Annotated in this window: 26 protein-coding genes and 1 pseudogene; 21 read left to right on the plus strand and 6 right to left on the minus strand. The window is 58.2% G+C overall.

Going from position 1 to position 24,103, the window contains the following annotated elements:
* Nucleotides 1–278: 278 nt before the first annotated feature.
* Complete coding sequence (locus LC094_RS16685) at nt 279–770, minus strand: flavin reductase family protein (protein ID WP_226553930.1); 492 nt, start codon at nt 768–770, stop codon at nt 279–281.
* 174 nt (nt 771–944) lie between these two features.
* Here LC094_RS16685 and LC094_RS16690 point away from each other — a divergent pair, with 174 nt between their 5' ends.
* A complete protein-coding gene (locus LC094_RS16690) occupies nt 945–1,571 on the plus strand; it encodes a TetR/AcrR family transcriptional regulator (RefSeq protein ID WP_226553931.1) in 627 nt (208 codons plus the stop codon).
* A gap of 9 nt (nt 1,572–1,580) precedes the next feature.
* Here LC094_RS16690 and LC094_RS16695 read toward each other — a convergent pair whose 3' ends face one another.
* A complete protein-coding gene (locus tag LC094_RS16695; protein WP_226553932.1) occupies nt 1,581–2,759 on the minus strand; it encodes an acyl-CoA dehydrogenase family protein in 1,179 nt (392 codons plus the stop codon).
* A 533-nt stretch (nt 2,760–3,292) separates the two neighbouring features.
* Nucleotides 3,293–4,243, minus strand: coding sequence for a LysR substrate-binding domain-containing protein (locus LC094_RS16700; RefSeq protein WP_226553933.1), 951 nt, complete (start codon nt 4,241–4,243; stop codon nt 3,293–3,295).
* A gap of 115 nt (nt 4,244–4,358) precedes the next feature.
* Here LC094_RS16700 and LC094_RS16705 point away from each other — a divergent pair, with 115 nt between their 5' ends.
* The 10 genes from LC094_RS16705 to LC094_RS16750 all read left to right on the plus strand — a co-directional run bounded on the left by LC094_RS16705 (nt 4,359) and on the right by LC094_RS16750 (nt 13,179).
* Complete coding sequence (locus LC094_RS16705) at nt 4,359–5,399, plus strand: CDP-6-deoxy-delta-3,4-glucoseen reductase (protein ID WP_226553934.1); 1,041 nt, start codon at nt 4,359–4,361, stop codon at nt 5,397–5,399.
* Between the two features lie 33 nt (nt 5,400–5,432).
* Nucleotides 5,433–5,744: a putative quinol monooxygenase gene (locus LC094_RS16710; protein ID WP_226553935.1), complete on the plus strand. Its 312-nt coding sequence runs from the start codon at nt 5,433–5,435 to the stop codon at nt 5,742–5,744.
* Nucleotides 5,745–5,801: 57 nt separating this feature from the next.
* Entirely contained in the window at nt 5,802–6,278 is a 477-nt protein-coding gene (locus LC094_RS16715; protein WP_226553936.1) for a VOC family protein, read from the plus strand.
* Nucleotides 6,279–6,407: 129 nt separating this feature from the next.
* Nucleotides 6,408–7,139, plus strand: a complete 732-nt coding sequence (locus LC094_RS16720) for a dienelactone hydrolase family protein (RefSeq protein ID WP_226553937.1) — start codon at nt 6,408–6,410, stop codon at nt 7,137–7,139.
* A 390-nt stretch (nt 7,140–7,529) separates the two neighbouring features.
* Nucleotides 7,530–8,006, plus strand: a complete 477-nt coding sequence (locus LC094_RS16725; RefSeq protein ID WP_226553938.1) for a CoxG family protein — start codon at nt 7,530–7,532, stop codon at nt 8,004–8,006.
* Nucleotides 8,006–8,869 (plus strand): FAD binding domain-containing protein, encoded by an 864-nt coding sequence (locus tag LC094_RS16730; protein ID WP_226553939.1) that lies wholly within the window; start codon nt 8,006–8,008, stop codon nt 8,867–8,869. Before LC094_RS16725 ends, LC094_RS16730 begins: the two co-directional genes overlap by 1 nt.
* 14 nt (nt 8,870–8,883) lie before the next feature.
* Nucleotides 8,884–11,175 carry a xanthine dehydrogenase family protein molybdopterin-binding subunit gene (locus tag LC094_RS16735; RefSeq protein ID WP_226553940.1) on the plus strand — a complete coding sequence of 764 codons (2,292 nt, stop codon included), beginning with the start codon at nt 8,884–8,886 and terminating at the stop codon, nt 11,173–11,175.
* Between the two features lies 1 nt (nt 11,176).
* The gene (locus tag LC094_RS16740; protein WP_226553941.1) at nt 11,177–11,671 is read left to right on the plus strand and encodes a (2Fe-2S)-binding protein; all 495 of its coding nucleotides are present in this window, start codon (nt 11,177–11,179) and stop codon (nt 11,669–11,671) included.
* A 117-nt stretch (nt 11,672–11,788) separates the two neighbouring features.
* A complete protein-coding gene (locus LC094_RS16745) occupies nt 11,789–12,223 on the plus strand; it encodes a nuclear transport factor 2 family protein (protein ID WP_226553942.1) in 435 nt (144 codons plus the stop codon).
* Complete coding sequence (locus LC094_RS16750; RefSeq protein ID WP_226553943.1) at nt 12,220–13,179, plus strand: fumarylacetoacetate hydrolase family protein; 960 nt, start codon at nt 12,220–12,222, stop codon at nt 13,177–13,179. The genes LC094_RS16745 and LC094_RS16750 overlap by 4 nt, the downstream gene beginning before the upstream one ends.
* 84 nt (nt 13,180–13,263) lie before the next feature.
* Here the strand turns inward: LC094_RS16750 and LC094_RS16755 are convergent, their stop codons facing one another.
* Nucleotides 13,264–13,932, minus strand: a complete 669-nt coding sequence (locus LC094_RS16755) for a dienelactone hydrolase family protein (protein ID WP_226553944.1) — start codon at nt 13,930–13,932, stop codon at nt 13,264–13,266.
* Nucleotides 13,933–14,472: 540 nt separating this feature from the next.
* On the opposite strand from LC094_RS16755, the gene LC094_RS16760 reads away from it, so the two are divergent.
* From LC094_RS16760 to LC094_RS16770, 3 genes and pseudogenes are all read left to right on the plus strand, one after another.
* Nucleotides 14,473–14,646 (plus strand): GSU2403 family nucleotidyltransferase fold protein, encoded by a 174-nt coding sequence (locus LC094_RS16760; RefSeq protein WP_319003305.1) that lies wholly within the window; start codon nt 14,473–14,475, stop codon nt 14,644–14,646.
* 92 nt (nt 14,647–14,738) lie between these two features.
* Nucleotides 14,739–14,936 carry a GSU2403 family nucleotidyltransferase fold protein gene (locus LC094_RS16765; protein ID WP_226553946.1) on the plus strand — a complete coding sequence of 66 codons (198 nt, stop codon included), beginning with the start codon at nt 14,739–14,741 and terminating at the stop codon, nt 14,934–14,936.
* A 23-nt stretch (nt 14,937–14,959) separates the two neighbouring features.
* Nucleotides 14,960–15,208 (plus strand): annotated as a pseudogene (locus LC094_RS16770) (hypothetical protein); the annotation flags it as partial.
* A 336-nt stretch (nt 15,209–15,544) separates the two neighbouring features.
* On the opposite strand, the gene LC094_RS16775 reads toward LC094_RS16770, so the two are convergent.
* The gene (locus LC094_RS16775) at nt 15,545–15,892 is read right to left on the minus strand and encodes a hypothetical protein (RefSeq protein ID WP_226553947.1); all 348 of its coding nucleotides are present in this window, start codon (nt 15,890–15,892) and stop codon (nt 15,545–15,547) included.
* 248 nt (nt 15,893–16,140) lie between these two features.
* On the opposite strand from LC094_RS16775, the gene LC094_RS16780 reads away from it, so the two are divergent.
* Entirely contained in the window at nt 16,141–16,911 is a 771-nt protein-coding gene (locus LC094_RS16780) for an IclR family transcriptional regulator (RefSeq protein ID WP_226553948.1), read from the plus strand.
* Here the strand turns inward: LC094_RS16780 and LC094_RS16785 are convergent.
* Nucleotides 16,908–18,317, minus strand: coding sequence for an FAD-binding oxidoreductase (locus tag LC094_RS16785; protein WP_226553949.1), 1,410 nt, complete (start codon nt 18,315–18,317; stop codon nt 16,908–16,910). The two genes, LC094_RS16780 and LC094_RS16785, sit on opposite strands and share 4 nt — an antisense overlap.
* A 173-nt stretch (nt 18,318–18,490) precedes the next feature.
* On the opposite strand from LC094_RS16785, the gene LC094_RS16790 reads away from it, so the two are divergent.
* The 6 genes from LC094_RS16790 to LC094_RS21720 all read left to right on the plus strand — a co-directional run bounded on the left by LC094_RS16790 (nt 18,491) and on the right by LC094_RS21720 (nt 23,944).
* Nucleotides 18,491–19,504 (plus strand): TRAP transporter substrate-binding protein, encoded by a 1,014-nt coding sequence (locus tag LC094_RS16790; protein ID WP_226553950.1) that lies wholly within the window; start codon nt 18,491–18,493, stop codon nt 19,502–19,504.
* A 72-nt stretch (nt 19,505–19,576) separates the two neighbouring features.
* Nucleotides 19,577–20,065, plus strand: coding sequence for a TRAP transporter small permease (locus LC094_RS16795; protein WP_226553951.1), 489 nt, complete (start codon nt 19,577–19,579; stop codon nt 20,063–20,065).
* Complete coding sequence (locus LC094_RS16800) at nt 20,062–21,345, plus strand: TRAP transporter large permease (RefSeq protein WP_226553952.1); 1,284 nt, start codon at nt 20,062–20,064, stop codon at nt 21,343–21,345. The genes LC094_RS16795 and LC094_RS16800 overlap by 4 nt, the downstream gene beginning before the upstream one ends.
* 18 nt (nt 21,346–21,363) lie before the next feature.
* The gene (locus LC094_RS16805; protein ID WP_226553953.1) at nt 21,364–22,275 is read left to right on the plus strand and encodes an acetaldehyde dehydrogenase (acetylating); all 912 of its coding nucleotides are present in this window, start codon (nt 21,364–21,366) and stop codon (nt 22,273–22,275) included.
* Nucleotides 22,276–22,286: 11 nt separating this feature from the next.
* Nucleotides 22,287–23,312, plus strand: coding sequence for a 4-hydroxy-2-oxovalerate aldolase (gene dmpG, locus LC094_RS16810; RefSeq protein ID WP_226553954.1), 1,026 nt, complete (start codon nt 22,287–22,289; stop codon nt 23,310–23,312).
* Nucleotides 23,313–23,635: 323 nt separating this feature from the next.
* A complete protein-coding gene (locus tag LC094_RS21720; RefSeq protein WP_404815034.1) occupies nt 23,636–23,944 on the plus strand; it encodes a hypothetical protein in 309 nt (102 codons plus the stop codon).
* The last annotated feature ends 159 nt before the right edge of the window (nt 23,945–24,103 follow it).

The following is a 24,103-nucleotide window of genomic DNA, read 5'->3' on the forward strand; positions in this document are numbered from 1 at the left end:
CGCCCTTTTTTGTTGTGGCTCGGGGAGTGCGCCCTCCCCCAGGGCCTCTGCCTCCTCCCAAAGGCAGATGGCGCCAGCCCTAAAGCTAAGCATGATTTCCTCAATGGGCAACAAATTGCACAATATGGAAATTGCGGGCGCGTTCGCAGGGCGGGAGTTAAGCGTTTGAAATGATTTGTGTATTCATTTTGAGAATGTGAGCGTGCGCAGAAATCATCTCAGCTTCGTCGCTTTCACCGGTAGGAGAAGGCGCTTTGAGGGCGCCTTCTCCCGTGATGTCAGGCCACCGGTGCAGGGATTGTGCGCGCCGGATGGAAACCGCGATCGTAGTAATAGACCGGGTCTGTTCCGGTCATCTCGACATGCTCGACCTGACCAATCAGAAGGCTGTGATCCCCATAGGGCGTCACGTCGTAGCGGCTGCATTTGAGGCTCACAGAGGCGTTTTTCAGGCCGGGAAGCCCTCGCGCGTCGTCCTCGAAGTCGAGCCCGGAAAACTTGTCGGCACCGCGGCGGGCAAAGCGCATGGCGAGATCGCTGTGCCGGGCATCGAGGATGTGGATGTTCCACTGCGCCGCGTCACGAAAGGCGTCATGACATTCGGCTGTGTCGGCAAGGCAGACGAGAACAAGCGGCGGATCGGCGGAGACCGAGCAAAAGGAACTGGCGGTAAAACCGCGCGGACGGCCGCTCTGGTCCCGGGTGGTGACGATGGTCACACCGCTGGGAAACCGGGCCATGGCGTTGCGAAACAGGTCTTTGGCAATCATGGTGAAGACTCCTGAGGAACAAGTTGTGCGTTACGGGGCGCGTGATCTGCCCCGAAAAGATGAGCGAGGCGCTGTCCCGCGCTCAAAATGCGGGAAAGGCGGTGGTGGTTTCGGGCAAGGTCTCTATGCTGAACTTGCAACCGGATGCGGACAAAGCCGGAAGAGAGAGTGAGCATGACGGAACAACGAAACTCGGGCCGGCGAGACGGCAACACGCGCAGCATCCAGATCGCCGATGCTGCGATTGACGTGCTTGCGGCGGAGGGCGGACGTGGCCTGACCCATCGCGCCGTGGACCGACATCTCAACTGGCCCGAAGGTACGACCAGCCGCTATTACCGCACGCGCGACGCCTTGATGACGGCGATTGTGCAGCGCCTGATCGACGTTGAGGTCACCTCGTTCACCGAGTGGCAAAATCGCGCCGCTTCCGGTCCGATGACGCTGGAAAAAATCGCCGAACTTCTGTCCTATGCCTTTCGCGACTGGATCGCCGGGAGCACGCGACAGCTCGCGCGTTATGAGCTGTCGCTCGAGGGGCGCAGGCGCCCCGCTGTGCATGAGGCGCTGTTGTCCGGGCGGCGGCAACTCAACGAGATTGTCGCCCAGGCGCTTGAGGCGGCGGGCTTTCCGAACCCGACCGTGCAGGCGACCCTGCTGGTCTCCGGCGTGGATGGCCTCTGTCATGACATGCTCCTTCATCCCGAGATCACCATCGATCCCGATGAGATCGACGGCATCTTGCAGCGGTGGCTGGATGCGGAACAGCGTGCCCCGCATCCTGTCCGATCGGGTCTGTGACCGGGCCCGTTAGATAAAGGGAATATCCGGCTCCATCCCGGCCAAGACGCGTCCGTAAAGCTCGGCATTGGTGTTGAACAACAGGAACGCATGGACCGAAATCGTGCGAATGTCGCGCAGGATCGCGGGGAGGTCGTCCTTGAGATGGATCGCACTCGCGCCCGAGCCCTGCTCGACAATCTCACAGACCTCACGCGCCAGTTTGATCGCCCAGGCAATGTCCGAGCGGCATCGCACACGGGTCTCGATGTCCCATTCTGCGCCCGTGGCCATATGCTGGTCCACTGCGCGGGTCAGGCGAAAGGCGTGGAATTCGGCCTGATCAAGTTTGGCCTGCGCTTCGGCCAGTTGCAGATGCGTCACCGGCGCTTCGGCCTGTTTCGAATAGCTGGTGTAGGTGATGCCCTTCTTGCCGATCCGTTCTTTGAACAGCCGCAGCGCCTTGCGCGCCAGACCCAAAGGCGTGCCGGCGGAGACGGCGCACATGACCGGCACAAAGGGTTGTTTGTAATAGGCATCGTCCGAGACAGACGAGGCCCGATAGGTGCCGTTGACCACATCCATGAAGGGCACCATGCGGTGATCCGGCACAAAGGTTTCCGGCAGGACGACCGCATTCGAACCGGTGCCGACAAAGCCCGAAACGTGCCAGTCGTCTTGCACCTCAAACGCCTCTTTGGGGATCAGGCAGGCGACGGGCGGGCCGCCCTCTTCGGGCATCATAGGGGCGAAAATCCAGCCTGCGTGATGCTGCCCAGAGGCAAAGAAATATTTGCCGGACACCATCGCACCGCCGGCGACGCGTCGCCCTTTGCCGGTGGGCGAGAACAGCCCTGAGGAATAGGGTTTGTCGCTGGACATCACCTCGTTCATGGCCTGGTCCCCGAAGGCACAGATCATATGCGCCACCGCGTTGTAGATACAGTTGACCCAGGAAACGGAGGCGTCCGCCTCGGCCAGGGCCGCGTTGACTTCGAGCTGGGTCGTCATGCTGGCGCGACTGCCGCCTTGAGACTTGGGGGCGGTCATATGCGGCAGGCCTTCGGTCATCACGGCCTTTATGGCGGCATCTGCCGGGCGTTTGAGATCGAAGGTCTCAGAGCTGTGCTGCGCCACGGTTTGGGCTGCGTGTTTTGCCTTTTGGACAAGCTCCGTGGTTCCGACTCCGTCGGTTACGTGGTGATTCATGATTTCCTCCCTTGGATGTTCCTTCGGTCTCTCGCCGATGGGAACAAGATCGCTACACCTGTAGCGCTTTTACGGTAGTCAGAGAAAACACATTCCGACAAGATTTTTTTCGCGCGCCGCGCTTCAAATCTGGGTTGCGTTCAAAAAAAGCTGTTTTGTTTCAGGGCACTGGGTGTGAAAATTTTATGCGGGAAAAGCATGTTTCCACACCGATGGCACGCAAAACCCCGAGGGGAGGCGGGGCTGAGCATCACGGATCCCGGTAGAAATGCATGTCCCTCAGACTGGTTGAACCGGCGACAGAAAAGGGCCGCAGGCGACGTCCAAAGATCCGATTCGCCAAAACGCGGCGCGGTCGTTTGATCGGAGGGATCGCGCCTTGTTCAGCCTCGAGCTGACCCGCATTTGGCGACATCTGTGAAAGGCGAACTGCATCGGGCGCAGGGTTTAAATATGTCAAAATGATATTTTGAGACGGAATAAGTATTCAGTTTTGGAATGAAATGCCGCGCGACGCGATCAGGCAGCCTTAGTCAGTCTCGTTTCGAGGGAGTCTCGGCGTCATGCGCGTTCAGAAGCGCCAAAAGCCAGGCTCGGAATTCCGCAAGGGGCGGGTAGGATTGCATTTCTTTCGGGTAAACCAAATAACCGGTGCGATGCGAGGGCATCGAAAAATCCGAAACATGGACGAGGCGTCCGGACGCGATTTCATTTTCCAGCAATTCGTCCGGCGCCAATGCCACGCCCAGCCCGCGCGCGGCGGCTTCGAGCAGCATGGTATAGCTTTCAAAGGTCAAAAGCGGGCGGGCTCGCAGTGCCTCTATCCCCAGCTCTTCGAAGCGACTGCGCTGTTTGTTGCGCTCCGCGGTGTGGAGCAAGAGGTGCAGCCCCTTCAGTGCTGCGCGGTTTCCGCTTTGTAACGCCTGAGCGAGATCCGGACTGGCCACGGCGCGCAGTCTCAATTGGATCAACTCTTCCCAAACCGCATCTGTGCCGGGCGTGGCGGCAAAATCAATCGTCGCGTGTAACTCTCCGGGGCTGGCGTGCGGGCGCGAGGGCAGGCGGGTCGCAAACTCCACCGTGATGTCGGGATGCGCCGCGAAAAAGCTCGGCATGCGCGGAATAAGCCAAAGACTTCCAAAGGTTGGGGGGATGCCGAGGCGTAACACGCCGCCTTGATCGCCCAATGTGATCGCCTCGGTTGTGGCGGCGGTCAGGTGGGTGAGGATCTGACGGATCTGTTCAGCATAATAGGCTCCTGAGGCGGTGGCGACGATCTGTCTGCGCCGGTTCTTTTCCAACAGCGGTACGCCGAGCAACTGTTCCAATCCGGCCACCTGGCGACTTACCGCACTTTGGGTCAGGGCAAGCTCTTCGGCGGCAATGGTGAAGCTGCCATTGCGCATGACGGCTTCGAAGGCGGCGAGTGTGGAAATCGCCGGTGTGAGTCGCCGGGAGCGACGATGATCATTCTGATTAGTCATATTGAAAATGAGTGAACGTCATTTGTTACCTCTCTGGGTACCCACTATATCTGGATGCAAGGAGAGAAGCAATTGCGTCATGTGAAATGCATTGCGGAATAAGGGAGGAGAAGGAATGAGTTTTCGTGTGGAGCTATCGCCGAGCGGAGCCAGTTTCGAGGTGGCGGAAGGGGAAAGCATTCTGAACGCCGCGCTCGATTCGGGTCATCAGCTCGCTTATTCTTGCCGTCGCGGCACCTGCGCGACCTGTAAATGCAAGATCGTCAGTGGAGACGTCGATTACGGACAGTATCTTGAAGCGATGTTGCCGGAGAGCGAAAAGGCCAAGGGCTATGCGCTGTTGTGTCAGGCCAAGCCGCTGAGCGATGTGACGGTCGAGGCCGAAGAGCTGAAGCTCAAGGCGCAAAAGCCGAGGGTGGTGCCGTGTCGGGTGCATGAGCTGAACAAGCTGACCCCTGACATTGCCGTCTTGAACCTGCGTCTGCCGCAGAACGAGGAATTCCGTCACGTGGCCGGGCAATACATCGACATCCTGCTGAAAGACGGTCGTCGTCGGTCCTATTCGATCGCGAACAAACCCTCCGTGCATGGGGTGATTGACCTGGAATTGCACCTGCGTCATTCGCCGGGCGGGGCCTTCACCGATCATGCGTTTTCCAACATGAAACAGCGCGAAATTCTGAAATTCGAAGGGCCGCTCGGCACGATGTACCTCCGCGAAGACAGCGACAAGCCAATCGTATTCCTCGCCAGCGGCACAGGATTCGCGCCGATCAAGGCGATCATCGAATACGCGCTTGCCGAAGGCTTTGAGCGCAAGATGGTGCTCTATTGGGGCGGTCGTCACCCGCAGGACATTTATATGCAGGAGCTCGCCGAAGGTTGGGCCAGGGATCACGCGAATTTCGAATTCGTGCCGGTGGTGTCCGACCCGGAACCGGAACATGGCTGGACCGGGCGCACGGGATTTGTGCACCAGGCCGTGCTCGACGACATCGAAGATATGTCGAATTATCAGGTCTACGCCTGCGGCAACCCGATGATGGTCGATGGTGCGCGCGCCGATTTCGTGGCGCAACGCGGCATGGATGAGGCCGAATTCTTCGCCGATCCGTTCACCACGGAAGCCGATTTGGCCAAGGCGGTTGCAAGCTAAAGGCCGGGCTTTGCGTTTGGAGGAGGCGCGGACATGACCACAACACCGATCACCGTCCTAGTGACATTCGACGTGAAGCCGGGGCAGGCGGAGGCCTTTCGCGCCGTTCTCGACCCGGTGCTCGACGCGATGCGCGAAGAGGACAGTTTTATCAGCGCCACGCTGAGCGTCGATCCGGAACATGAGACCCGTTTTCTACTGGTCGAGACCTGGAGCGACGGCGCGGAGTTGATGACCGTTCAGCTCAAACGCCCCTATCGCGCCGCGATGAACGCCGTCTTCGAAGAGATTTTGCTCAAACCGCAAGAGGTCGCGGTTTGGCATCCCCTACGCTCGGATCCGTGAAAGCGCGGGCCGACAAGACTGACGAAAGATCAAAATAACCTTAGGAGGAAACACGCCATGATCGAGATCGCAGACCCGATTTTCAAACCCGACAACCAGAATTCCGTGGTCAAACCGCTGTTGATGACCCACGGCACGATGGAATGCCGCAATCTGACGGAATCGCGCAAATTCCTTGAGGAATTCCTCGGGATGGAATGTGTGCGCCACAACCCGGACGGTATGCATGCCCGCTGCGGTATGAAATTCAGCATCGTCTGCCTTCAAACCGAAAAGCCGATGAACAAGCTGACGATCCTCAACCACTGGGGCCTCGATGTGGCCACCAAGGAAGAGGTCGACGCAGCGCATAGAGCGGCCATCGAGATGCAGGACAAGTACAAGATCAAAAGCATCACCGATCCGATCATGCGCCACGGCATTTACTCTTTCTACCTCGAAGATCTCGACGGAAACTTCTGGGAAATCGAATATTATGATGGCGGCTCGGTGCACGAGGACGCGTTCGATTTCGGCGACCGTTTCGAAGAGTAACGGACGGCTGAGAGCGACTTCGGCGCGTCTGTGGAGGGGCGCGCCGTTGTTTGCGCACTATATCAGTCCCTGAAAACGTATCGGCGGGGGACATCCGTGCCATACGGAATCAGGGAAAGGGAGAGAGATATGATTGAAATAACCGTGCCCTATGAGGTCAATGGCCGCTCTTATGCCGGACGGATCGTCTGTGACGATGACGCGGCGGAGCGGGCTTATCCGGTGCTGTTCATGCAGCCGGACTGGTACGGCGTCTGGCCGGAGACGATCGAACAGGCGCGCACGCTTGCGGCCGGGCGTTACGTCGTCTTTTTGGCGGATATGTTCGGGACGGATTATGGCCCGGAAAACAAGGATTTCGACGGCCTGTTGCAGGGTATGTTGGCGGTCCACAAGGACCTCGACTTTACGCTCAAATGCGGCAGTCTGGCCTATGAGACGATGCTCCAGAAGGCGATTGCGCAGGGGCTTGTGACAGCGGACGCCAAGAAATTTGCCGTGGGTTACTGTGCCGGTGGCGGGTTCCTGATGGAACAGACGCGTGCAGGCGCCGAATTCGATGCGGTGACCATTCTTCACATCACCAACCCGGCGCCGGTAGTCCCGGGGACGCCGTGCAAGATGACGGGCCGTGCGCTGATCATCCACGGTGACAAGGATCCGGTGACCTCTCAGGAGATGTTGAACGGCATGCAGGCCGAACTCGACGGCGCCGGTGTCGAATGGCAAACCGTCTGGTTCAGCGGCGCTGTGCATTCGTTTTGCGTGCCCTCGGCGAATTTTCCCGGCGCGCAATACGACGAAAAACTCTGTCGCCGGTCCTACCGGATGATGCACGCGTTCTTTGCAGAAACTGAGTAACCGATTTGACGGGCTGACAGGCTAAGTTCGTGTCAGACTTGTTAGCGCTGACAGAATGTTGGCGAGGAGAGGTGCCGTGCCGGTGAGGCATAGCATGCACTGCGGGTTTTTGACCTGCGGTACAGCGGTAAACGGAGTGCTGGCCCGGTTTCGGCATCATTCCGAATTGTAATTCAAAGAGTGAAATTCATCATTTTGCCGGAGGTGAAAACCAGGTTTAGGCTCATCCATGCTGCGCACAGGCCCAACGGGGCAGTTGATCTCAAAGAGGAGAGGATCACGGCAGCATCAAAAATAAAGGGAGGAAAGAATGCCGTTTTCCAATGAAACGCATATCGGCATCTGCTGTGGCTCAGGCGCCTGTCTGTTGGCTCGCGGAGGTGTCATCCAATGAAACTGTCAGGTGAAATCCGGGCCAATGCGCCCCGCGACCGTGTCTTTGCCGCCCTGCGCGATGCCCAGTTTTTTGCAAGCTGTGTGGAGGGCGTGAGCGATCTTGAGGAGATCGACGATCGCACCTATTCCGCCGTCTTGAAGACGCGTGTCGCCTACATTCGCTTTTCTTTCGATGTCGATGTGAACATCACCAAGATCGAGGAACCGACGGCCATCGAGGCGCAGGTCACCGGCACGCCCGCCGGGATCGTCGGGCGTCTCACGTCGACGGCCAGCACCAATCTGGTCGAAGATGGCGATGAGACGATCATCGAATATGTCATCGACTCGCATCTCACGGGGCGCCTTGGCAGCATCGGCCAGCCGGTTCTGAAATCCAAAGCCCGCGAGATGGAGCGCGAATTCACCAAACGTCTGCGCGAGGCCTTCGCGAAAGAAGAAGAGTTGCAGTCCGTCGAAGGGGGTGCGTGATGACCCCCTTTGAGATCGCGATGCCCACCTCTTTGAGAGAGGCGACCGGGCTTTTGGACCCTGAGGACCCGACGATCCGGGTGATGTCCGGCGGCACGGCACTCATGCTGATGATGAAGACGGATGTGTTTCATCCGACCCGTCTGATCAGCCTGCGCAAAATCGAAGAGACCGCGTCACAGATGGGCCTTTTGCCCGATGGGCGGTTCCGCATCGGCGGCATGTGTACCTTGGCGCAGATGGAGCACAATGACGATCTGGCGGCTTTCGCGCCGGTGATCCGTCAGACCATGCGCATGCTCGCCAATGTGCGGGTGCGCAATGTGGCGACCATCGGCGGTGCGCTGTCGCATGGCGATCCGCATATGGACCTGCCGCCGGTTTTGGTGGCGCTGGACGCGATTGCGGTGACCGAAGGCCCGGAAGGATCGCGCGAGATCCCGGTGGCCGAACTGCATGCCGGCTATTACGAAACCGTGCTCAACGGCGACGAGTTGATCCGCGAGGTGATCATTCCGGCTCAGGACGCGCGCCGCATGACCTATCTGAAATGCACCACCCGCGCAGTCAAGGATTGGCCCGCTCTGGGTGTGGCGTTGACGGGCGTGTTTGAAGGCGACACTCTGGAAGATCCGCGCCTTGTGATCGGTTCTGTTGCGGAGACCCCGATCCGCGTGGACGAGGCCGAAACTGTGATCAAGGGGCGTTCGCTGACCGATAAGGTGATCCGCGAGGCGGGGGAGGCCGCCTCTGCCAATGTCGAGACCATTCCCGATGAGCTTGGCTCTGCCGCTTACAAGTCCCAGCTTGTGCGCGTCTATGTCGAACGTGCGCTGCGCGCCGTCGCGAACCAGACAGTCTGAGGGGGGAGCAGACCATGAATGACCAAGCCATCCAAAGCCAGGCTGTGGGCGCGTCGCATCCGCGTCGTGAGGCCCGCCAAAAGGTGACGGGACGTGTGGAATACATCCACAACCTGCGCCTGCCCAATATGCTTTACGGCAAGATTTGCCGCAGCACCGTGGCCCATGCCAAAATTGTCTCCATCGACACCTCGGAAGCGGAGGCCTATCCCGGTGTCGAGCTTGTCCTGACGGGCGAAGACATCCGCAAGGTGATGCCAGATCCGTATTTCGGCGTGATGTTCCACGATCAGCCGGTGCTGGCGCTCGACAAGGTGCGCTATGTGGGCGAACCCGTGGCCATTGTCTTGTCGAAAGATTCGAACATCGCCGATGACGCCTGTGCGATGATCGACGTGCAATATGAGGAACTTGAGCCGGTCTTCGACGAGCTTGAAGCCTTGGGCGCCTCCACCTTTGTGCACGAAGAGCTGAAACCGGGCATCCCCGAGATCAGCTTTCTCAAAGGCGTGCGCGACACCAACGTCGGCTTCCCCTATCAACTGCGCCACGGCAACGACGTCGATGCGGCGTTCGAAGCGGCGGAACATGTGTTCGAACATGAATTCCGCACGCATCCGTCGGCGCATGTGCCGCTCGAACCGCCGGTGACTGTGGCCGAACCAACCGGCGAAGGCCTCACAATCCACACCGCAAACCAAAGCCCGTCTTTCGTGAGCTACGAGATCTCTCGTCTTTTGGGCTGGCCGCAAAGCAAGGTGCGCACCCGTGTGCCTTTCCTTGGTGGTGGTTTTGGGGCCAAGCTTTGGATCCGGCTTGAGGCGCTGGTCGCGGCGGCGGCATTGCTGGCCAAACGTCCGGTGAAAGTCTCGCTCAGCATGGAAGAGCAGTTCTACACCATCACCAAACACGGCGCGACGCTCAAAATCAAAAGCGGTGTGGACAAGGATGGCAAGATCATCGCCCGCAAGTGCAACGTCTTCTGGAACGGCGGCGCCTATGCCGACATCGGCCCGGCTGTGGCGTTTCACGCGGGTATGACGGCGGCGGGGCCCTACGACATCGCCGATGTCGCCATCGACTCGCTGTCGGTCTACACCAACCGGCCTGTGGCGGGCGCGATGCGGGGCTTTGGTCACCCGCAGCTGATCTGGGCCTATGAAAACCACACCGATATGATGGCGCATGAGCTGGGCATCGACCCGCTGGAGTTCCGCCGCCGCAACATCCTGCGCGAGGGTGCGGAACATGCGACGGGGACCAAGCTCAACACTTCTGCTGTCGAACAGGTGCTTGAACGTGTTGCCGCCGGTGTTGACTGGGGCAAACCTTTCGATAAGGGCGAAGGCACGATCAAACGCGGCCGTGGTTTCGCCATCGGGATCAAGGCGTCGATTGCGCCCTCGACCTCTGAGGCCATCGTGCGCATCAGCTCGGACGGCAGTGCGACGCTCTATTGTAGCTCGGTCGATATGGGGCAGGGGTCCGATACGGCGCATGCCCAGATCGTGGCCGAAGTGCTGGACATCCCGGTTGAGCGTGTCCACGTTGTGCATCCCGATACGGATGTGACGCCCTATGACACCGGCACGCTCGGGTCGCGCTCGCTCTATCACATGGGCAACGCCGCGCGTCTGGCTGCACTGGATGCCAAGGACAAGCTTGACCAATTGGCGAAAGAGGTGGGCGCGGCTGAGCCGGGCTCCAATGTGCCGATCTGGGAAATCTTTGCCCGTAAGAACGGCATGCCGGTCGGCAATGTCGTCGGCACGGCCAGCTTTACGCCGCCGGGCCATGTGCCGCCGGATCCGATGACCGGGCAATCGCCGGACATCACGCCTTACTGGATGTTCGGGGGCACGGCAGCCGAGGTAGAGATCGACACGGAAACCGGACGCGTGACCATCGTGAAACTGGTGAACGTCGCGGATGCGGGCAAGCTCATCAACCCGAAGATCGTCGAGCATCAGATCTCGGGTGCCTCGATCATGCAGCTCGGACAAACGATGCAGGAAAAGGTGCATTTCGACTTCGGTCAGGTCACCAATGCCTCGTTTGCGGATTACAAAATCCCGAGCATGCTCGACATCCCGGAGATCGTGAACGACCTCTTGGACAGCGAGGAGGCTGAAGGCCCATTTGGCGCAAAAGGTGCGGGGGAGACAGGATCGTTCTGTGTCTCATCCGCAGTGGCCAACGCGGTGTTCGATGCCGTGGGCGTGCGCGTACATGAAATGCCGATCACCGGCGAAACGGTCTATCGCGCCCTGCGCGAAGCGGCCAACGATCCGTTGGGGGAAGACTAAGATGACGGACATGAACAAACAGACCATCAACTTCACTCTGAACGGCAAGCCGGTCTCAGCGGAGATCGAGATTCACTGGACGTTGGTGGACCTTCTCCAGCGTGGCTTTGATCTCTACGGCGCACGGCAAAGCTGTGGCCAGGGGCTTTGCGGTTGTTGCACGGTGGTGTTCAATGACAAACCCGTCTCCGGTTGTCTGACGCTGGCGGCTTTGGTCGATGGTGGCACGATCTCGACCATTGAGAATGGTGAGGAAGAGTTGGACCCGGTGCAGGAGGCCTTCATCGAGGCGGGCGCCTTCCAATGCGGTTTCTGCACGCCGGGCTTCGTGTTGATGACGCGCGAGCTGATCGCGCAAAACCCGGATCCGAGCGAAGAGGACATCCGTGTCTTCCTCACCGGCAACCTGTGCCGCTGTGGCACCTATCCGCAGATCATCGAGGCGGTGAAAACCGCCGCGGCGCGGATGCGGACCACCGCGCACGTCCCGGTCTGAGACTGCCCTGAACAAAGAGGTGTTCTGCACCCCATTGCACCGACGCTCTCCGCCAAGGCGGGGAGCCCGTCGTCATGCCAACAGACAGGCGACCTGCCGGTTAAGAAAGGACCAAGAATGGAAACGATAGATCGTCTGGCCATCGAGTCAGACTGCACCAAGCTGATGAAGACCTTCTCGCTGTGCACTGATACCTTTGATTATGATCGTGCGTTGGGGCTGTTCGTGCCTGACTGTACTTTCCAACGCGCCGATGAAACATTCGAGGGCATTGAGGGGCTGAAATTTGTGCTCAATCGTCGCAACCCGGAACGGCTCACCCGGCATGTTCTGAGCAACATCCTGATCGACATCAAGGATGAAAACACCGCCACGGGACAGGCCTATGCTTTGGTCTTTGGCCATGCCGGACCGCTGAGCGCGACCGGCGAGGCGCCGCTCGTATCGCCGGATTCGCTTGTGATCTTCAACGGAAGCTTCACCCGCATGGAGGACGGCTGGCGGATCAAACGCTGGCAGATTGGTCTGAGTTTCAGAAAGGTCGCGGCATGAAACTGGTTACACTCGATTGCATCCCCGGCGGTCAGGCGGGGGCCCTCTTGGACAGTGGCGACTACGTCAATTTCGCCCGCGCCGCCGAACAGGGCACGGCGGAGGTGCTGTTGCCTGCGCGTCTCAAGGACATTCTGAACGCGGGGGCGGAGGGTCTCGATATTGTGCGTGGCCTCCTGGCGCGCATCAACGCGTTGGAACCTGACGCTTGCGAGACGCTGCGCAAACGTGGTGCGATCCTGCCCTCTGACACCGCGCTTTTGGCGCCGCTGCCCGATCCCAATCTGATCGTCTCGGTTGGCCAAGGCTATCGCTCTCATGTCGCTGAAATGAAACACAAACCACCCTCGGAACCGCATGGGTTTCTCAAATCCCCCACGGCGCTCACCGGGCATGAGAGCGAGATCACCCTGCCGTCGCAGGCCCCGGATTTCGTCGATTTCGAAGGCGAGATTTGCGTGGTGATCGGCAAGACCTGTCACAATATTTCCGAAGACGAAGCGATGGACTATGTCGCCGGCTATATGGTGACCAATGATGTTTCCGCCCGCGATGCCGTGCCGGAGATCGGCAAGGCCAGCACCACCGCAGAGGCGCGCACCGCCTGGGATCACGTCCATATGGACAAGCAATTTCCGGGCTTTTCGCCGATGGGGCCCGTCATGGTCACCGCCGATGAGATCGCTGATCCGAACAATCTCGATCTGACAACAAAGGTGAATGGCGAGGTGATGCAACAGGCCAACACCAGCGATTTCATCTTTCCGCTGGCGCGGGTGATTTCCTATTTCTCGAATTGGTACATGCTGAAACCCGGCGACATTATCAGCACGGGCACCCCCGGCGGTGTCGGCTATGGTCGCGACCCGAAAGTGCTTGTGCGCCCCGGAGATGTGGTCGAGGTCGAAGCCAGCGGTATCGGCACACTGCGCAACCGCTTTGTCGCGGCGTCTTAAAACGTGCTTTGAAAAAGAACCGCCGCGCCTCTCTCCTCGTGGACGTGTCCATGAACACGGGAAGAGAGGCGCGGCGGCTTTTGTTCAGCCGATCTCCCGACCAAACAAATCCATCATGCGCCCCCAGGCAAGTTTTGCCGCCACAGGTTCGAAACTCGGGCGACGGTCGCAGTTGAAGCCATGATCGGCCCCCTCGTAGACAAAGACATCCACCTCCGGGCGACGCTCGCGAACGTCCTCGTAGTTTTCCGCTGGAATGCCCTTATCCAATGCGCCGTAATGCAATTGCGTCGGGCAGGTGGGGGCTTCGTCTGCGAAATTCTGGATCAAACGCCCGTAATAGCCAGACGCCGCCGCGATGCCCGTGAGCCGGGTCGCTGCAAGAAAGGCGATCGTGCCGCCGAGGCAAAATCCGGTGATCCCGACCTTGCCATATTGCGACAGTTCGGCGCGCGCGGCTGCGACATCCCGCATGCAGGCGTCAAAGTCGAAGCGCGGCACGAAGGCCCTTGCATAGGCGATGTCTTCCGCCGAATATCCGCTCTCGAACCCTGGCTCCAAACGGTCGAAAATCGCAGGCGCCAGGGCGGCGTACCCTTCAGCGGCGAGACGGTCGCAGACATCGCGGATGTGGATGTTGACGCCGAAAATCTCCTGAATGACGATTACGCCGCCTTTCGGAGGTGGGTCGGGCAGGGCGAGATTGGCGTCAAAGCTGTGACCGTCCCCGGCCTCGAGTGTGATCTTGGACATCGGCATCCTTTCCTGACGGCATGTCGATCAAACTCTACAAGCCTATGAAACGAAAGGGTAATGACATTGCCGAATGTCATTTTGCAGATTTCGCATTCGGGTGGCTGCACATGAGGTATGTCGGTCGTATCGCAAAGTTTCCGGTTCCTTGGTGAAAATATGTGAACGCAATCTTTATGTTTGCCTATGGTGATCGCACAGTCGCGATCGGCACGGACCAGCCCACCAGCCCTTTCAGATTGCCGTTTGCCATTGGGCTTGAACCATTGGCGCTACCGTGGCCTAATTTGCAACCGCACCATGCTGCCTAGCGACAATGTGGAAAAGTAAATACTCTTTGCTGGCGTCTATGCGGAGAACTTTCGTCATGTTGGTATATATGTGCATCGTTTACATTTTTGATGCACACAACAATCGAGGCGTATGAGGTGTCAGTTATTTCCCATTCCTGCGCCGCACAAGTCGCGTATCAGGACCTGAAGCGTCTGCACCTTGATGAGGCCGCCTCTGAAATCGTTGGCTCCATCGAGGAGCGCCGACGTGGTGGGCGTGCGTTTCGACAGCGAAGACCTAGCGCGGACGGGCGACATCGATTTCGCCGGTTTCGAGAGTCTTTCCGTTGCGCTTGATGATGAGGTCGAAGTACAGCCGGATACAATCCTGCGGGTTTTGAAATTCGACGCTGTTCCGGATGTTGGGACACATCAGGTCTGACGTTGGCGGCACGTGGTGTCAGCGCACAAGGGTTCAACTATCTGATTGCAGAACCGATCCCCGCGATTGCGTTGTATTGATCAGGTGTGTTGGTGCAATTTCCGCGATCTGAGCAGTTTACGGTACACAAGCTGATCGTGGCAGATCGTCGCCGCGGCGGTCAGGATCATGTCAAGTCCCGCAAGGACCGTGCGCAGGCCGCGTTCCTGATCGAGGTGCTGGCCACCGACCGTCCGGATAATCTCGCCGAGGCTTATGAAGACGCGCTGTCCCAAGGCCCGTGTGTCTGACGTCAGCACCAACGGGACAGTTTAGGGCGATTGCATCGAAACTTCGGGCCAAAGGGGCGGGGGATGCGGTGGCCCCTGCGGTGCTTCCGCTGCCGGATCGTGCCGCGCGGCGGCTCTGCGATCTCATCGGCACCGGGCCGCGCAGTCCGCGACGTGGGGCGCCCTATACATTCGTCACGACGGAACAGTTTCTGGTCGCATTCGGCTTTGAGAGCCTGCAAGACCTGCCGGATCGTGAACAGTTGCAGGATTCCGGGCTGGAGAAGTCTTGAAATGGGCTTGGTGCGTCAGCGCATATCGGGTCTGCCATATTGGCAGGGGGCGCTGTCTTGAAAAGTTTTCAAGCTGCACATAAATGGGGCGAAGGAAGCGGTGATATGAGGCAACTCGCGTCGCTTTCTACCTCCCTGTTGGACTTAAGGCCGAGCTTTGCTCGGTCTTTTTTTTGGAAAAGTGCTCTGCCAAAATCGGCAACATGTCTGGGTTCGGTGCTGTAACGCCGAGACGAAACATTATAGAGACTATGGGCAAGCGATCCCGGAGAGACAGTCGCATGCCAATCTCCAAAGACCCGATATGTGTTTATCGTGCCTGCTTTACTGTGCGGCTCATTGCAGCCCGAGCGCATAAGCCCCGGCAGCGCTCACCAGCGCCCCCACCAGGACCGTCAGCGCAAGGATCGTCCAGCTGATCCAATCCACGCCCAGAATGAAGAAGTTGTCATTCCAGATGCCCCAGACTGGAATGGAGGGACGCCACAGGTGAACTTCGGAAAAGGCCGCGCCAACCAGCAGGCCGTTGATCATCGTCGCAACGCCTACGCCTTTGCCGCGCCACAAAAGCGCCAACGCGATCAGGCTCGGCACATAGACGGACACATTCACCAGCCAAAGCTGCGCCTGATCGTATAGCACCAGTTCGCGGCCTGCCGAACGTGATCGCTGTTGTGCACTCACTGAACACGCGCCCGCGAAAAACGTTGGGTTGGCAAACACGAGCAGAAGCACTCGACCGGCTGCTTAAACAGGATATAACCAAAGGTGTCGGGGCGACCGATTGAAACCGCCCTTTACACTTTCGCCTCTCGTCAAAATAAGGCCTATGCCTCGACCGGCGTGCGCAACAAGCGATAGAAGAATAGAAGATCCTCGGATAGTATCGCGATTGACCGCTAAAATAGCCTTTGGTTCTCAGAGAGATGCGAATGAGCAAACCTACCAAACCTGCCAATAGTCAGACCTTGCTTCGCGGCCTTTCTGTTCTTGAATGTGTGGCTCATATGCCGCGCAGCATTCCAGAGATTGCCGAAGAAGCAGGTATTTCCTATCAGACCGCACATCGGATTGTCTCTGTTCTCACTGACGTTCGATATCTGCGACAAGTCGATAGTAGACTGTACGGGTTAGGGCCGAAAGTTGTGGAGTTGGGGTTTGCGGGCTATCAACAAGCCGATGTCACCAAGATCGCAAAGCCTTGTCTTACAAAACTGGCGCAGGCGACCTCCGACACAGTGCATCTCGCCAGATTAGAGGATGGTGAGGTGATCTATCTGGACAAGTTGCAAAGCCGCCGCCCGATCGAGATCACATCGCGGATCGGAGGCAGAAAACCTGCCGTTTCAACGGGGGTTGGCAAGGCCTTGTTGCTGGACACTCCCGAAGAAGAGTTGCGGCAGCTGTTCAAGAGAGACCGCCACCTTATGAAGGTTAAGACATCTGAGGTCGAATGGTTCGAGCGGATGCGGGTCTATCAAGATGGTGGATATGCTTATGACCTTGGCGAGGACGAACACCAGATCCGTTGCGTTGCCGCGCCCCTGAGGGACGCGACTGGGCGTATTGTCGCTGCGATCAGTGTGTCTTCGACATTGGAATATATGCAGCAAGATCGCATGGAGGCCTTGATCCCGGTGGTCAAGTCCACGGCCGCCGAAATCAGCCGTGGACTTGGTTTTGTGGACATCAGGGACGTTTAAAGCACCTTGCCGGGGTTGAGGATGCCTTTGGGATCAAGGGTTTGCTTCAACTCGCGCAGTAGGGTCAGTTCCTCATCGCTGCGGCTGTATTTAAGCCAAGGTTTCTTGTGCAGCCCGATGCCATGCTCGGCGGAGACACTGCCGGAAAAGTTTCGAACAATTTCGTACACGAGGGACTCGATCCGGTGTTCGACATTTGGATCCGCAGGCAAGGGCCCCGTGACGAGGTGAATGTTGCTGTCACCGATGTGTCCGAAGAAAAAGCGGTTCATCTCCGGGAAGTCGGTCTCAAGTGCTGCGCGCATGTGTGCGACACACTCACCGATTTTTGCAATGGGCACGGAAACGTCGAAATTGATCGTCGGGCGAGTGGTCATCAAAAGTTCGGTCACGCCGTCGCGCAAGGCCCAGAGATCAAGCGCGTCTTTTTGCGATTGTGCCAGAGCTGCATCGAGCACCCAGCCTTGCTCCATCGCCTCAGCGAGCATGTCGTGAAACAGATCGTTTTCCTTTTCCGGATCAGGCCCTTGCATGTCGATGAGGACGTAAAGCGGTGCCTTGGATTCAAGCGGGGCACGTAATCCTGTCACATCGAGCACTGCATCGAAATAATCTGCCCACATCACTTCGAAGGCGCTAACGCGGTCGGAGAGCACGCGTCGAGCGTGTCCCAAAAGAGCAAGAGCAGAGTCAAAATCGGGAAGGGCGACCAGAGCTGTATTCGCACCGGCAATCCCCGGATGCAGTTTCAACACGGCCCGTGTGATGACCCCAAGCGTGCCTTCGCTGCCAATGAACAGGGGTTTCATGTCCAGTGCGGCGTTGTTCTTTGGCATCCGGTTGAGCATCGATAGGATACGCCCGTCCGCAAGCACCACCTCGAGCCCCAGCACCAAATCGCGGGCCATACCGTAGCGAATGACACGATTGCCTCCCGCATTTGTCGAGATATTGCCCCCGATCTGGCAGGACCCACGCGGACCGAGGTCGAGGCCGAACATCATTCCCTCCGCCTCGGCAGCCTCCTGAATGGTTTGCAAGGGCGTTCCGGCAAGAACCGTCGCCGTGGCGGAGGCGGTGTCGATCTCTTCAATGCCACTCATGCGTGCAAGTGACAAAAGCAAGGCCCCATCGCTGGCCACCGCACCGCCGGCGAGCCCCGTACGCCCGCCCTGAGGCACAACCGGGATGCTGTGGCGATTGCACAGTGACAAAACCTCGGAGACCTCTTGAGTGCTGCGCGGCAGGGCGAGGCCGATCGGTTTCCCGGGAAGCTCTGTGCTCCAGTCCTTGATGTCCGTTTCCGAGACATCTGCGCCGCATATGAGGTCGTTTGGAGAGAGGCACTGAGCCAAGGCTTCCCAGAAGGCCTCTGTATCCTGTTTTTCCAGAATTTGTGTCTGCATGTCTTCCTCCTCGAAGCACAAATCTCTCACATATTGAGAGGTCATTTCACTATTTGACATAAGATGATTTGAATCGTTAGAACGTTCAAGGGAAATGGCAGGGGTGTCCTGTTGTTGCCGGAGGAAACGGGCCCGCAGGAGCGGGCTCGCATGACTGAACCTGGGAGGATTCCATGATTCACTTCAACGCGGGCGTAAGCCTGCGCAAAACCGCTATTGCGATTTGCCTTGTGGCGACGTCTTTGGGGGCGACGCAGGCGGTGGCTGAACCTGAGCTGACGATCAAAGCGGCACATGCCGCATCGGCGACCAACACTGGCCACCTCGCACTTGAGTTTATCGACGAGCAAATGCGTGAAAGAACCGAAGGCCGGATCGGGCTTGAGATTTTTCCGAACGGTCAGCTTGGTGGTGAACGCGAATTGATCGAGAGCCTGCAGCTCGGCAATCTGGATATGGCCTTTGTGTCCTCGGCGCCGCTCGGGAGTTTCAACAAAGAGTATTTCGCGCTCGATATTCCGTTCCTGTTCAAAGACCGCGAAAGCGTCTACCGCGTGCTGGACGGTGAGGTTGGTCAAGGCCTTCTCGACAGCCTTGAGCGCGTCGGCCTGCATGGCGTCGGCTATTGGGAAAACGGCTTCCGTCAGTTGACCAACAACGTGAAGCCGATCTACACGCCCGCCGATCTCGAGGGCATGAAAATGCGCACCATGGAAAACGAGGTGCATATCGCGGCGTGGCGTGAAGAGGGGGCAAACCCGGCGCCGCTGGCGTTTTCTGAGCTGTTCACCGCACTGCAGCAGGGCACTTTCGATGCACAAGAAGGGCCGATCAACCTCTTCTATGACATGAAGTTCTTCGAAGTGCAGAAATACATCACCAAGACGAACCACATCTATTCCCCGTTTGTGGTGCTGATGAACCCGGAAGTGACGGCACGGATGTCGGATGAGGATCGTGCGATTTTCGAAGAGGTTTTCGCGGAGTCCAAAGCCTATCAACGCAAACTCGCGCAGGAAGCCGACGACAAGGCCGAAGCTGCGATGCCTGAGATTACCTTTGTCGAGCTCACGGCAGAACAGCAGGCCGAGTTCGCCGGTCGTATGGGGCCTGTCATCGACATGGTGAAAAAGAAAGTCGGTGCGGAGGCGGTGGACCGCATCATGGCCATTGCCAACGGCGAATAAGTCAAATGGACGGAGCGCGACACTGTAGCGCGCGCTCCGTCAGACCGACCTCCTATTGACTGGAGTATCCCCTTGAAATTCATCAACGAGAAACTCGAAGAGACACTTCTGGTCGCTCTTCTTGCCTCAATGACTCTTCTCATCGGACTTCAGGTTTTCATGCGCTATGTGATGGAAGCCTCCCTGACCTGGTCAGAAGAATTGGCGCGTTATCTGTTCATCTGGGCAACCTACATCGGGGTGAGCTACGGTGTGCGAAAGCAGGCGCATATCCGCGTCACAGCTTTCAGCGATCTGCTGCCGGATCGTGGCCAGATCGTTGTGCGCATTCTGATCCATCTCGTGTTCGGCCTTTTTGCCGCTCTGGTGATTTGGGAAGGGACGAAGCTCACTGCGAAAATCTATGGCTTCGGTCAGACCTCGTCTTCGCTGGGGGTCCCAATGGCCTATGTCTATGCCGCACCGGTGGTGGGTTTTGGTCTCGTGGTGATCCGCCTTATTCAACACATCGTGCTCGATATCGCCCGGTTGCGTGGTCGCGCCCCGGAGGCTGACGAATGATTTCCGCTCTGCTCTTTATTCCGTTCCTCGTCATGCTTCTGGTGTCGGTGCCGATCGGCATCGCCTTGGGGCTGGCTTCGACGCTGGCGCTGTTGGTCAGTGGCAAGGTGAGTTCGAGCTATATCGCACAGGGGCTTGTCACCTCGATTGACAGCTTTCCTCTGATGGCGGTGCCCTTCTTTGTGCTCGCGGGCGATCTCATGGGGCACGGTGGCCTGTCCAAACGGCTTTTGAAGGTCGGGCTTGTGCTCTTCGGGCGCTATTCCGGTGGCTTGGCGATCATCGCTGTTGTCACCTGTATGTTCTTTGCCGCGATCTCCGGTTCCGGTCCGGCCACCGTGGCCGCTGTTGGCGCGATCCTGATGCCTGCGATGGCCAAAGGGGGCTATCGCCCGCCCTTCACTGGCGGGCTTATCGCCTCTGCGGGGAGCCTTGGGGTGATCATCCCGCCGTCGATCCCGATGGTGATCTATGCCACGTCGGCCAATGTCTCCGTGACCAAAATGTTCATGGCCGGTGTCGTGCCGGGAGCTTTGATCGGGATTGCTCTAATCGTATATGCATGGTTCCAAGCGCGCCGCGAAGGCATCGAACGCAGCGCGGAACGCCATAGCTTCAAGGACATCGTCGTCACCATCTGGGAGGCGAAATGGGCTCTCATGGTCCCCGTCCTGATCTTAGGCGGTATCTATGGCGGCGTCTTCACGCCCACAGAGGCCTCCGCGATCGGCGTGATCTATGGCCTCATCGTTGGTCTTTTCGTCTATCGCGAATTGAAATTCTCGGACCTGCATCACATTTTTGCGTCCTCGGCGCTCACCTCGGCCACGATCATGCTGATCGTCGGGGCCGCCACGATCTTTGGGCGCGTTTTGGCGATCGAGCGCATCCCGGTGATGATGGCGGACTATATCACGCAACTGGTGAGCAACCCGCTGATGATCCTCATCCTGATCAACCTGCTGTTGCTGGTGGTGGGCACATTCATGGAGACGCTCGCCGCGATCATCATCCTCACCCCAATCCTGTTGCCGGTCGCCGCCGCGTCTGGGGTGGATCCTGTTCACTTCGGCATCGTTATGATTGCCAACCTCGCGATCGGCATGGTGACACCGCCTGTGGGTGTAAACCTCTTCGTCGCGTCGCGTGTGGGCAATATCCCGTTGGAAAGATTGATGCGCTCCGCTGCGCCTTTCCTCGTGGTGATGCTCCTGATCCTCGCGTTGATTACCTATGTGCCCGCTCTGTCTCTCGGCCTGCCGGCCCTCTTCGGAATGTAAATTTAAAGGAATTGCACGATGACAAAGAAACTGCGTGCCGTGATTATCGGTCCCGGCAACATCGGAACGGATCTGTTGATGAAAATGCAGCGTTCCGAATGGGTTGAGCCGGTTTGGATGGTTGGTATTGACCCGACCTCCGAAGGTCTCAAACGCGCGGCGGCCATGGGGATCAAGACCACGGCCGAAGGCGTGGACGGGATGCTGGACGCTGTAGAGGCTGATGACATCCGCATCGCTTTTGATGCGACCTCAGCCTATGTCCATGCCGAGAACAGCCGCAAGCTCAATGAGAAAGGCGTTCTCATGGTCGATCTGACACCCGCCGCCATCGGGCCTTACTGTGTGCCGCCGGTCAATCTTGCGGAACATGCCGCGAAGCTCGAAATGAACGTCAACATGGTGACCTGTGGCGGTCAGGCGACGATTCCCATGGTCGCCGCCGTCTCGCGCGTTCAGCCGGTCGCTTATGGCGAGATCGTGGCCTCTGTGGCCTCGCGGTCTATCGGGCCGGGCACGCGCAAAAACATCGACGAGTTCACCCAGACAACCGCCCGCGCCATCGAAAATGTCGGCGGTGCAAAGAAAGGCAAGGCGATCATCGTTGTGAATCCGGCTGAGCCGCCGCTTCTCATGCGCGATACCATTCATGTTCTGACCGAGGACACGCCTGACGAAGCCGCCATCACCGAATCCGTCCAGTCGATGGTCCTGGAAGTTCAGAAATATGTGCCGGGCTACAAGCTTGTGAACGGTCCGGTGTTCGATGGAAATCGCGTCTCGATCTTTGTCGAGGTCGAGGGGCTTGGGGATTTCCTGCCGAAATATGCGGGCAATCTCGACATTATGACCTCGGCCGCGCTGCGCACGGCTGAAATGTTCGCACAAGAAATCGCAGGCGGTGACATCGCCCTGCCCAAACGCGCTTGAAGGAGGCCAGAATGAGCATCGAAGGCCGCAACGTCACATTGCACGAAATGAGCCTGCGCGATGGCATGCATGCCAAGCGCCAGCAAATCTCCATCGAGGAGATGATCACCATCGCCAAGGCGCTCGACGCCGCAGGGATGCCTTGGATCGAAGTGACCCATGGGGATGGTCTGGGCGGCAACTCCGTCAACTACGGTTTCGCACCGTCCACGGACGACGAATATCTCGCTGCGGTGATCCCGCATATGAAAAACGCGAAAGTTTCTGCGCTGCTGCTTCCTGGCATCGGCATTCTGGACGATCTCAAACGCGCAATGGATCTCGGGATTTCCGGCGTTCGGGTCGCCACGCATTGTACCGAGGCGGATGTCGCCGAACAGCATATCAAATTTGCCGCCCAGACCGATCTCGACACGGTCGGTTTTCTGATGATGGCGCATCGCAACAGCCCCGCAGGGTTGGTGGAAGAAGCGCTGAAAATGGAAAGCTATGGCGCCAACTGCATCTATTGCACAGACTCCGCAGGTTATATGCTACCCGACGACGTAAGAGCGCGGATCACTGCGCTGCGCGAGGCGCTGTCGCCGGAGACGGAACTCGGATTCCATGGTCACCATAACTTGGGTATGGGGATTGCCAATTCGGTCGCCGCCGTCGAATGCGGGGCCAACCGCATCGATGGGGCTGCCGCCGGTCTCGGTGCCGGTGCAGGCAATGCGCCAATGGAGCTGCTCGTCGCGGTTTTCAACCGTATGGGCGTGCAGACCGGGGTCGACCTGTTCGGTATTATGGATGTCGCCGAAGATCTTGTCGTGCCGATGATGGACCATCTTGTCCGGGTAGATCGCAACTCTCTGACCATCGGTTATGCAGGTGTCTACAGCTCCTTCCTGCTCTTCGCGAAGCGGGCGGAGGACCGCTACGGCATCCCGGCGCGCGAATTGCTTATGGAATTGGGCAAGCGAGGTATGGTCGGTGGACAGGAAGATATGATCGAAGATCTCGCACTGACCTGGCAGCGCGAGCGTCGTATGTAAATAAATGAAATCCCCGGCCTGATGCAGTCCGGGGATCCACAGGTTGGGAATTGCGGGCCCAGTGGCTGTTGCAAAATTTTGTATGTTCCGAACCTCATGTTGGGGAAATGAAGGTGAGTGATTGGCCGAACCTTAGAGGTTCGGGTCGACTTTTACTCATTGAGCGACCCGCGCCGGTTCCCTCTCTGAATCGTCATTGCCCATTTCTGTTCAGGATTCTTCTGTTTCGAAAGCCTTATGACAAATGTATCGGATTCGATGCGTAGGTTGCGGGCGATCTGAACGCCTTTCTAAAAACTCTCGCGGGCATCGACGGTTGGTCCTTGGACAACTTCCGTGTGGCCATGGTTGATGGCGTGAGACCGCACGGGGCGCATCTCTTTCCGTCGATGCCTTACGAAAACTTCCGCCACATGAGCGAGAGCGACATTCGTGCGCTTGCGTTTCGGGTCGTAGAACAGTTCGATGTACTCAAAGACATCGCGTCGAGCGTCTTCGCTGGCGCGGACCAGCTTGATTTCATGGCAGTTGCCCCTGCGGTTCATCGAGTGTTCCAAACCATGCTCGCGCAGGAACGCGGCCCATTCGAGGTGCCTCTAGTTCGCACAACTAAAGATGCGGGACAAACCTAACCAGTGTTTCGACGCGACCTGAAGAGCACCTGAGCAGATCTATTGGAATAAACCCACTCACTGCGGAATTGAGCATCGGAGTTGAAGAGACCAAAATTTCTGTCGATGCTGAAGTGCTCAAATACCTCCAATGGCTTCAGATGCTTACGATAAAGCAGC

Source organism: Celeribacter naphthalenivorans, from assembly GCF_020524585.1.
In the GTDB taxonomy this organism is placed as follows: Bacteria; Pseudomonadota; Alphaproteobacteria; order Rhodobacterales; family Rhodobacteraceae; genus Celeribacter; species Celeribacter naphthalenivorans.

What these genes read in the sequence shown, in the direction of transcription:
- LC094_RS16685 (WP_226553930.1), bottom strand. Translation starts at nt 770, where the DNA reads ATGATTGCCAAAGACCTGTTTCGCAACGCCATGGCCCGGTTTCCCAGC.
- LC094_RS16690 (WP_226553931.1), top strand. Translation starts at nt 945, where the DNA reads ATGACGGAACAACGAAACTCGGGCCGGCGAGACGGCAACACGCGCAGC.
- LC094_RS16695 (WP_226553932.1), bottom strand. Translation starts at nt 2,759, where the DNA reads ATGAATCACCACGTAACCGACGGAGTCGGAACCACGGAGCTTGTCCAA.
- LC094_RS16700 (WP_226553933.1), bottom strand. Translation starts at nt 4,243, where the DNA reads ATGACTAATCAGAATGATCATCGTCGCTCCCGGCGACTCACACCGGCG.
- LC094_RS16705 (WP_226553934.1), top strand. Translation starts at nt 4,359, where the DNA reads ATGAGTTTTCGTGTGGAGCTATCGCCGAGCGGAGCCAGTTTCGAGGTG.
- LC094_RS16710 (WP_226553935.1), top strand. Translation starts at nt 5,433, where the DNA reads ATGACCACAACACCGATCACCGTCCTAGTGACATTCGACGTGAAGCCG.
- LC094_RS16715 (WP_226553936.1), top strand. Translation starts at nt 5,802, where the DNA reads ATGATCGAGATCGCAGACCCGATTTTCAAACCCGACAACCAGAATTCC.
- LC094_RS16720 (WP_226553937.1), top strand. Translation starts at nt 6,408, where the DNA reads ATGATTGAAATAACCGTGCCCTATGAGGTCAATGGCCGCTCTTATGCC.
- LC094_RS16725 (WP_226553938.1), top strand. Translation starts at nt 7,530, where the DNA reads ATGAAACTGTCAGGTGAAATCCGGGCCAATGCGCCCCGCGACCGTGTC.
- LC094_RS16730 (WP_226553939.1), top strand. Translation starts at nt 8,006, where the DNA reads ATGACCCCCTTTGAGATCGCGATGCCCACCTCTTTGAGAGAGGCGACC.
- LC094_RS16735 (WP_226553940.1), top strand. Translation starts at nt 8,884, where the DNA reads ATGAATGACCAAGCCATCCAAAGCCAGGCTGTGGGCGCGTCGCATCCG.
- LC094_RS16740 (WP_226553941.1), top strand. Translation starts at nt 11,177, where the DNA reads ATGACGGACATGAACAAACAGACCATCAACTTCACTCTGAACGGCAAG.
- LC094_RS16745 (WP_226553942.1), top strand. Translation starts at nt 11,789, where the DNA reads ATGGAAACGATAGATCGTCTGGCCATCGAGTCAGACTGCACCAAGCTG.
- LC094_RS16750 (WP_226553943.1), top strand. Translation starts at nt 12,220, where the DNA reads ATGAAACTGGTTACACTCGATTGCATCCCCGGCGGTCAGGCGGGGGCC.
- LC094_RS16755 (WP_226553944.1), bottom strand. Translation starts at nt 13,932, where the DNA reads ATGTCCAAGATCACACTCGAGGCCGGGGACGGTCACAGCTTTGACGCC.
- LC094_RS16780 (WP_226553948.1), top strand. Translation starts at nt 16,141, where the DNA reads ATGAGCAAACCTACCAAACCTGCCAATAGTCAGACCTTGCTTCGCGGC.
- LC094_RS16785 (WP_226553949.1), bottom strand. Translation starts at nt 18,317, where the DNA reads ATGCAGACACAAATTCTGGAAAAACAGGATACAGAGGCCTTCTGGGAA.
- LC094_RS16790 (WP_226553950.1), top strand. Translation starts at nt 18,491, where the DNA reads ATGATTCACTTCAACGCGGGCGTAAGCCTGCGCAAAACCGCTATTGCG.
- LC094_RS16800 (WP_226553952.1), top strand. Translation starts at nt 20,062, where the DNA reads ATGATTTCCGCTCTGCTCTTTATTCCGTTCCTCGTCATGCTTCTGGTG.
- LC094_RS16805 (WP_226553953.1), top strand. Translation starts at nt 21,364, where the DNA reads ATGACAAAGAAACTGCGTGCCGTGATTATCGGTCCCGGCAACATCGGA.
- dmpG (WP_226553954.1), top strand. Translation starts at nt 22,287, where the DNA reads ATGAGCATCGAAGGCCGCAACGTCACATTGCACGAAATGAGCCTGCGC.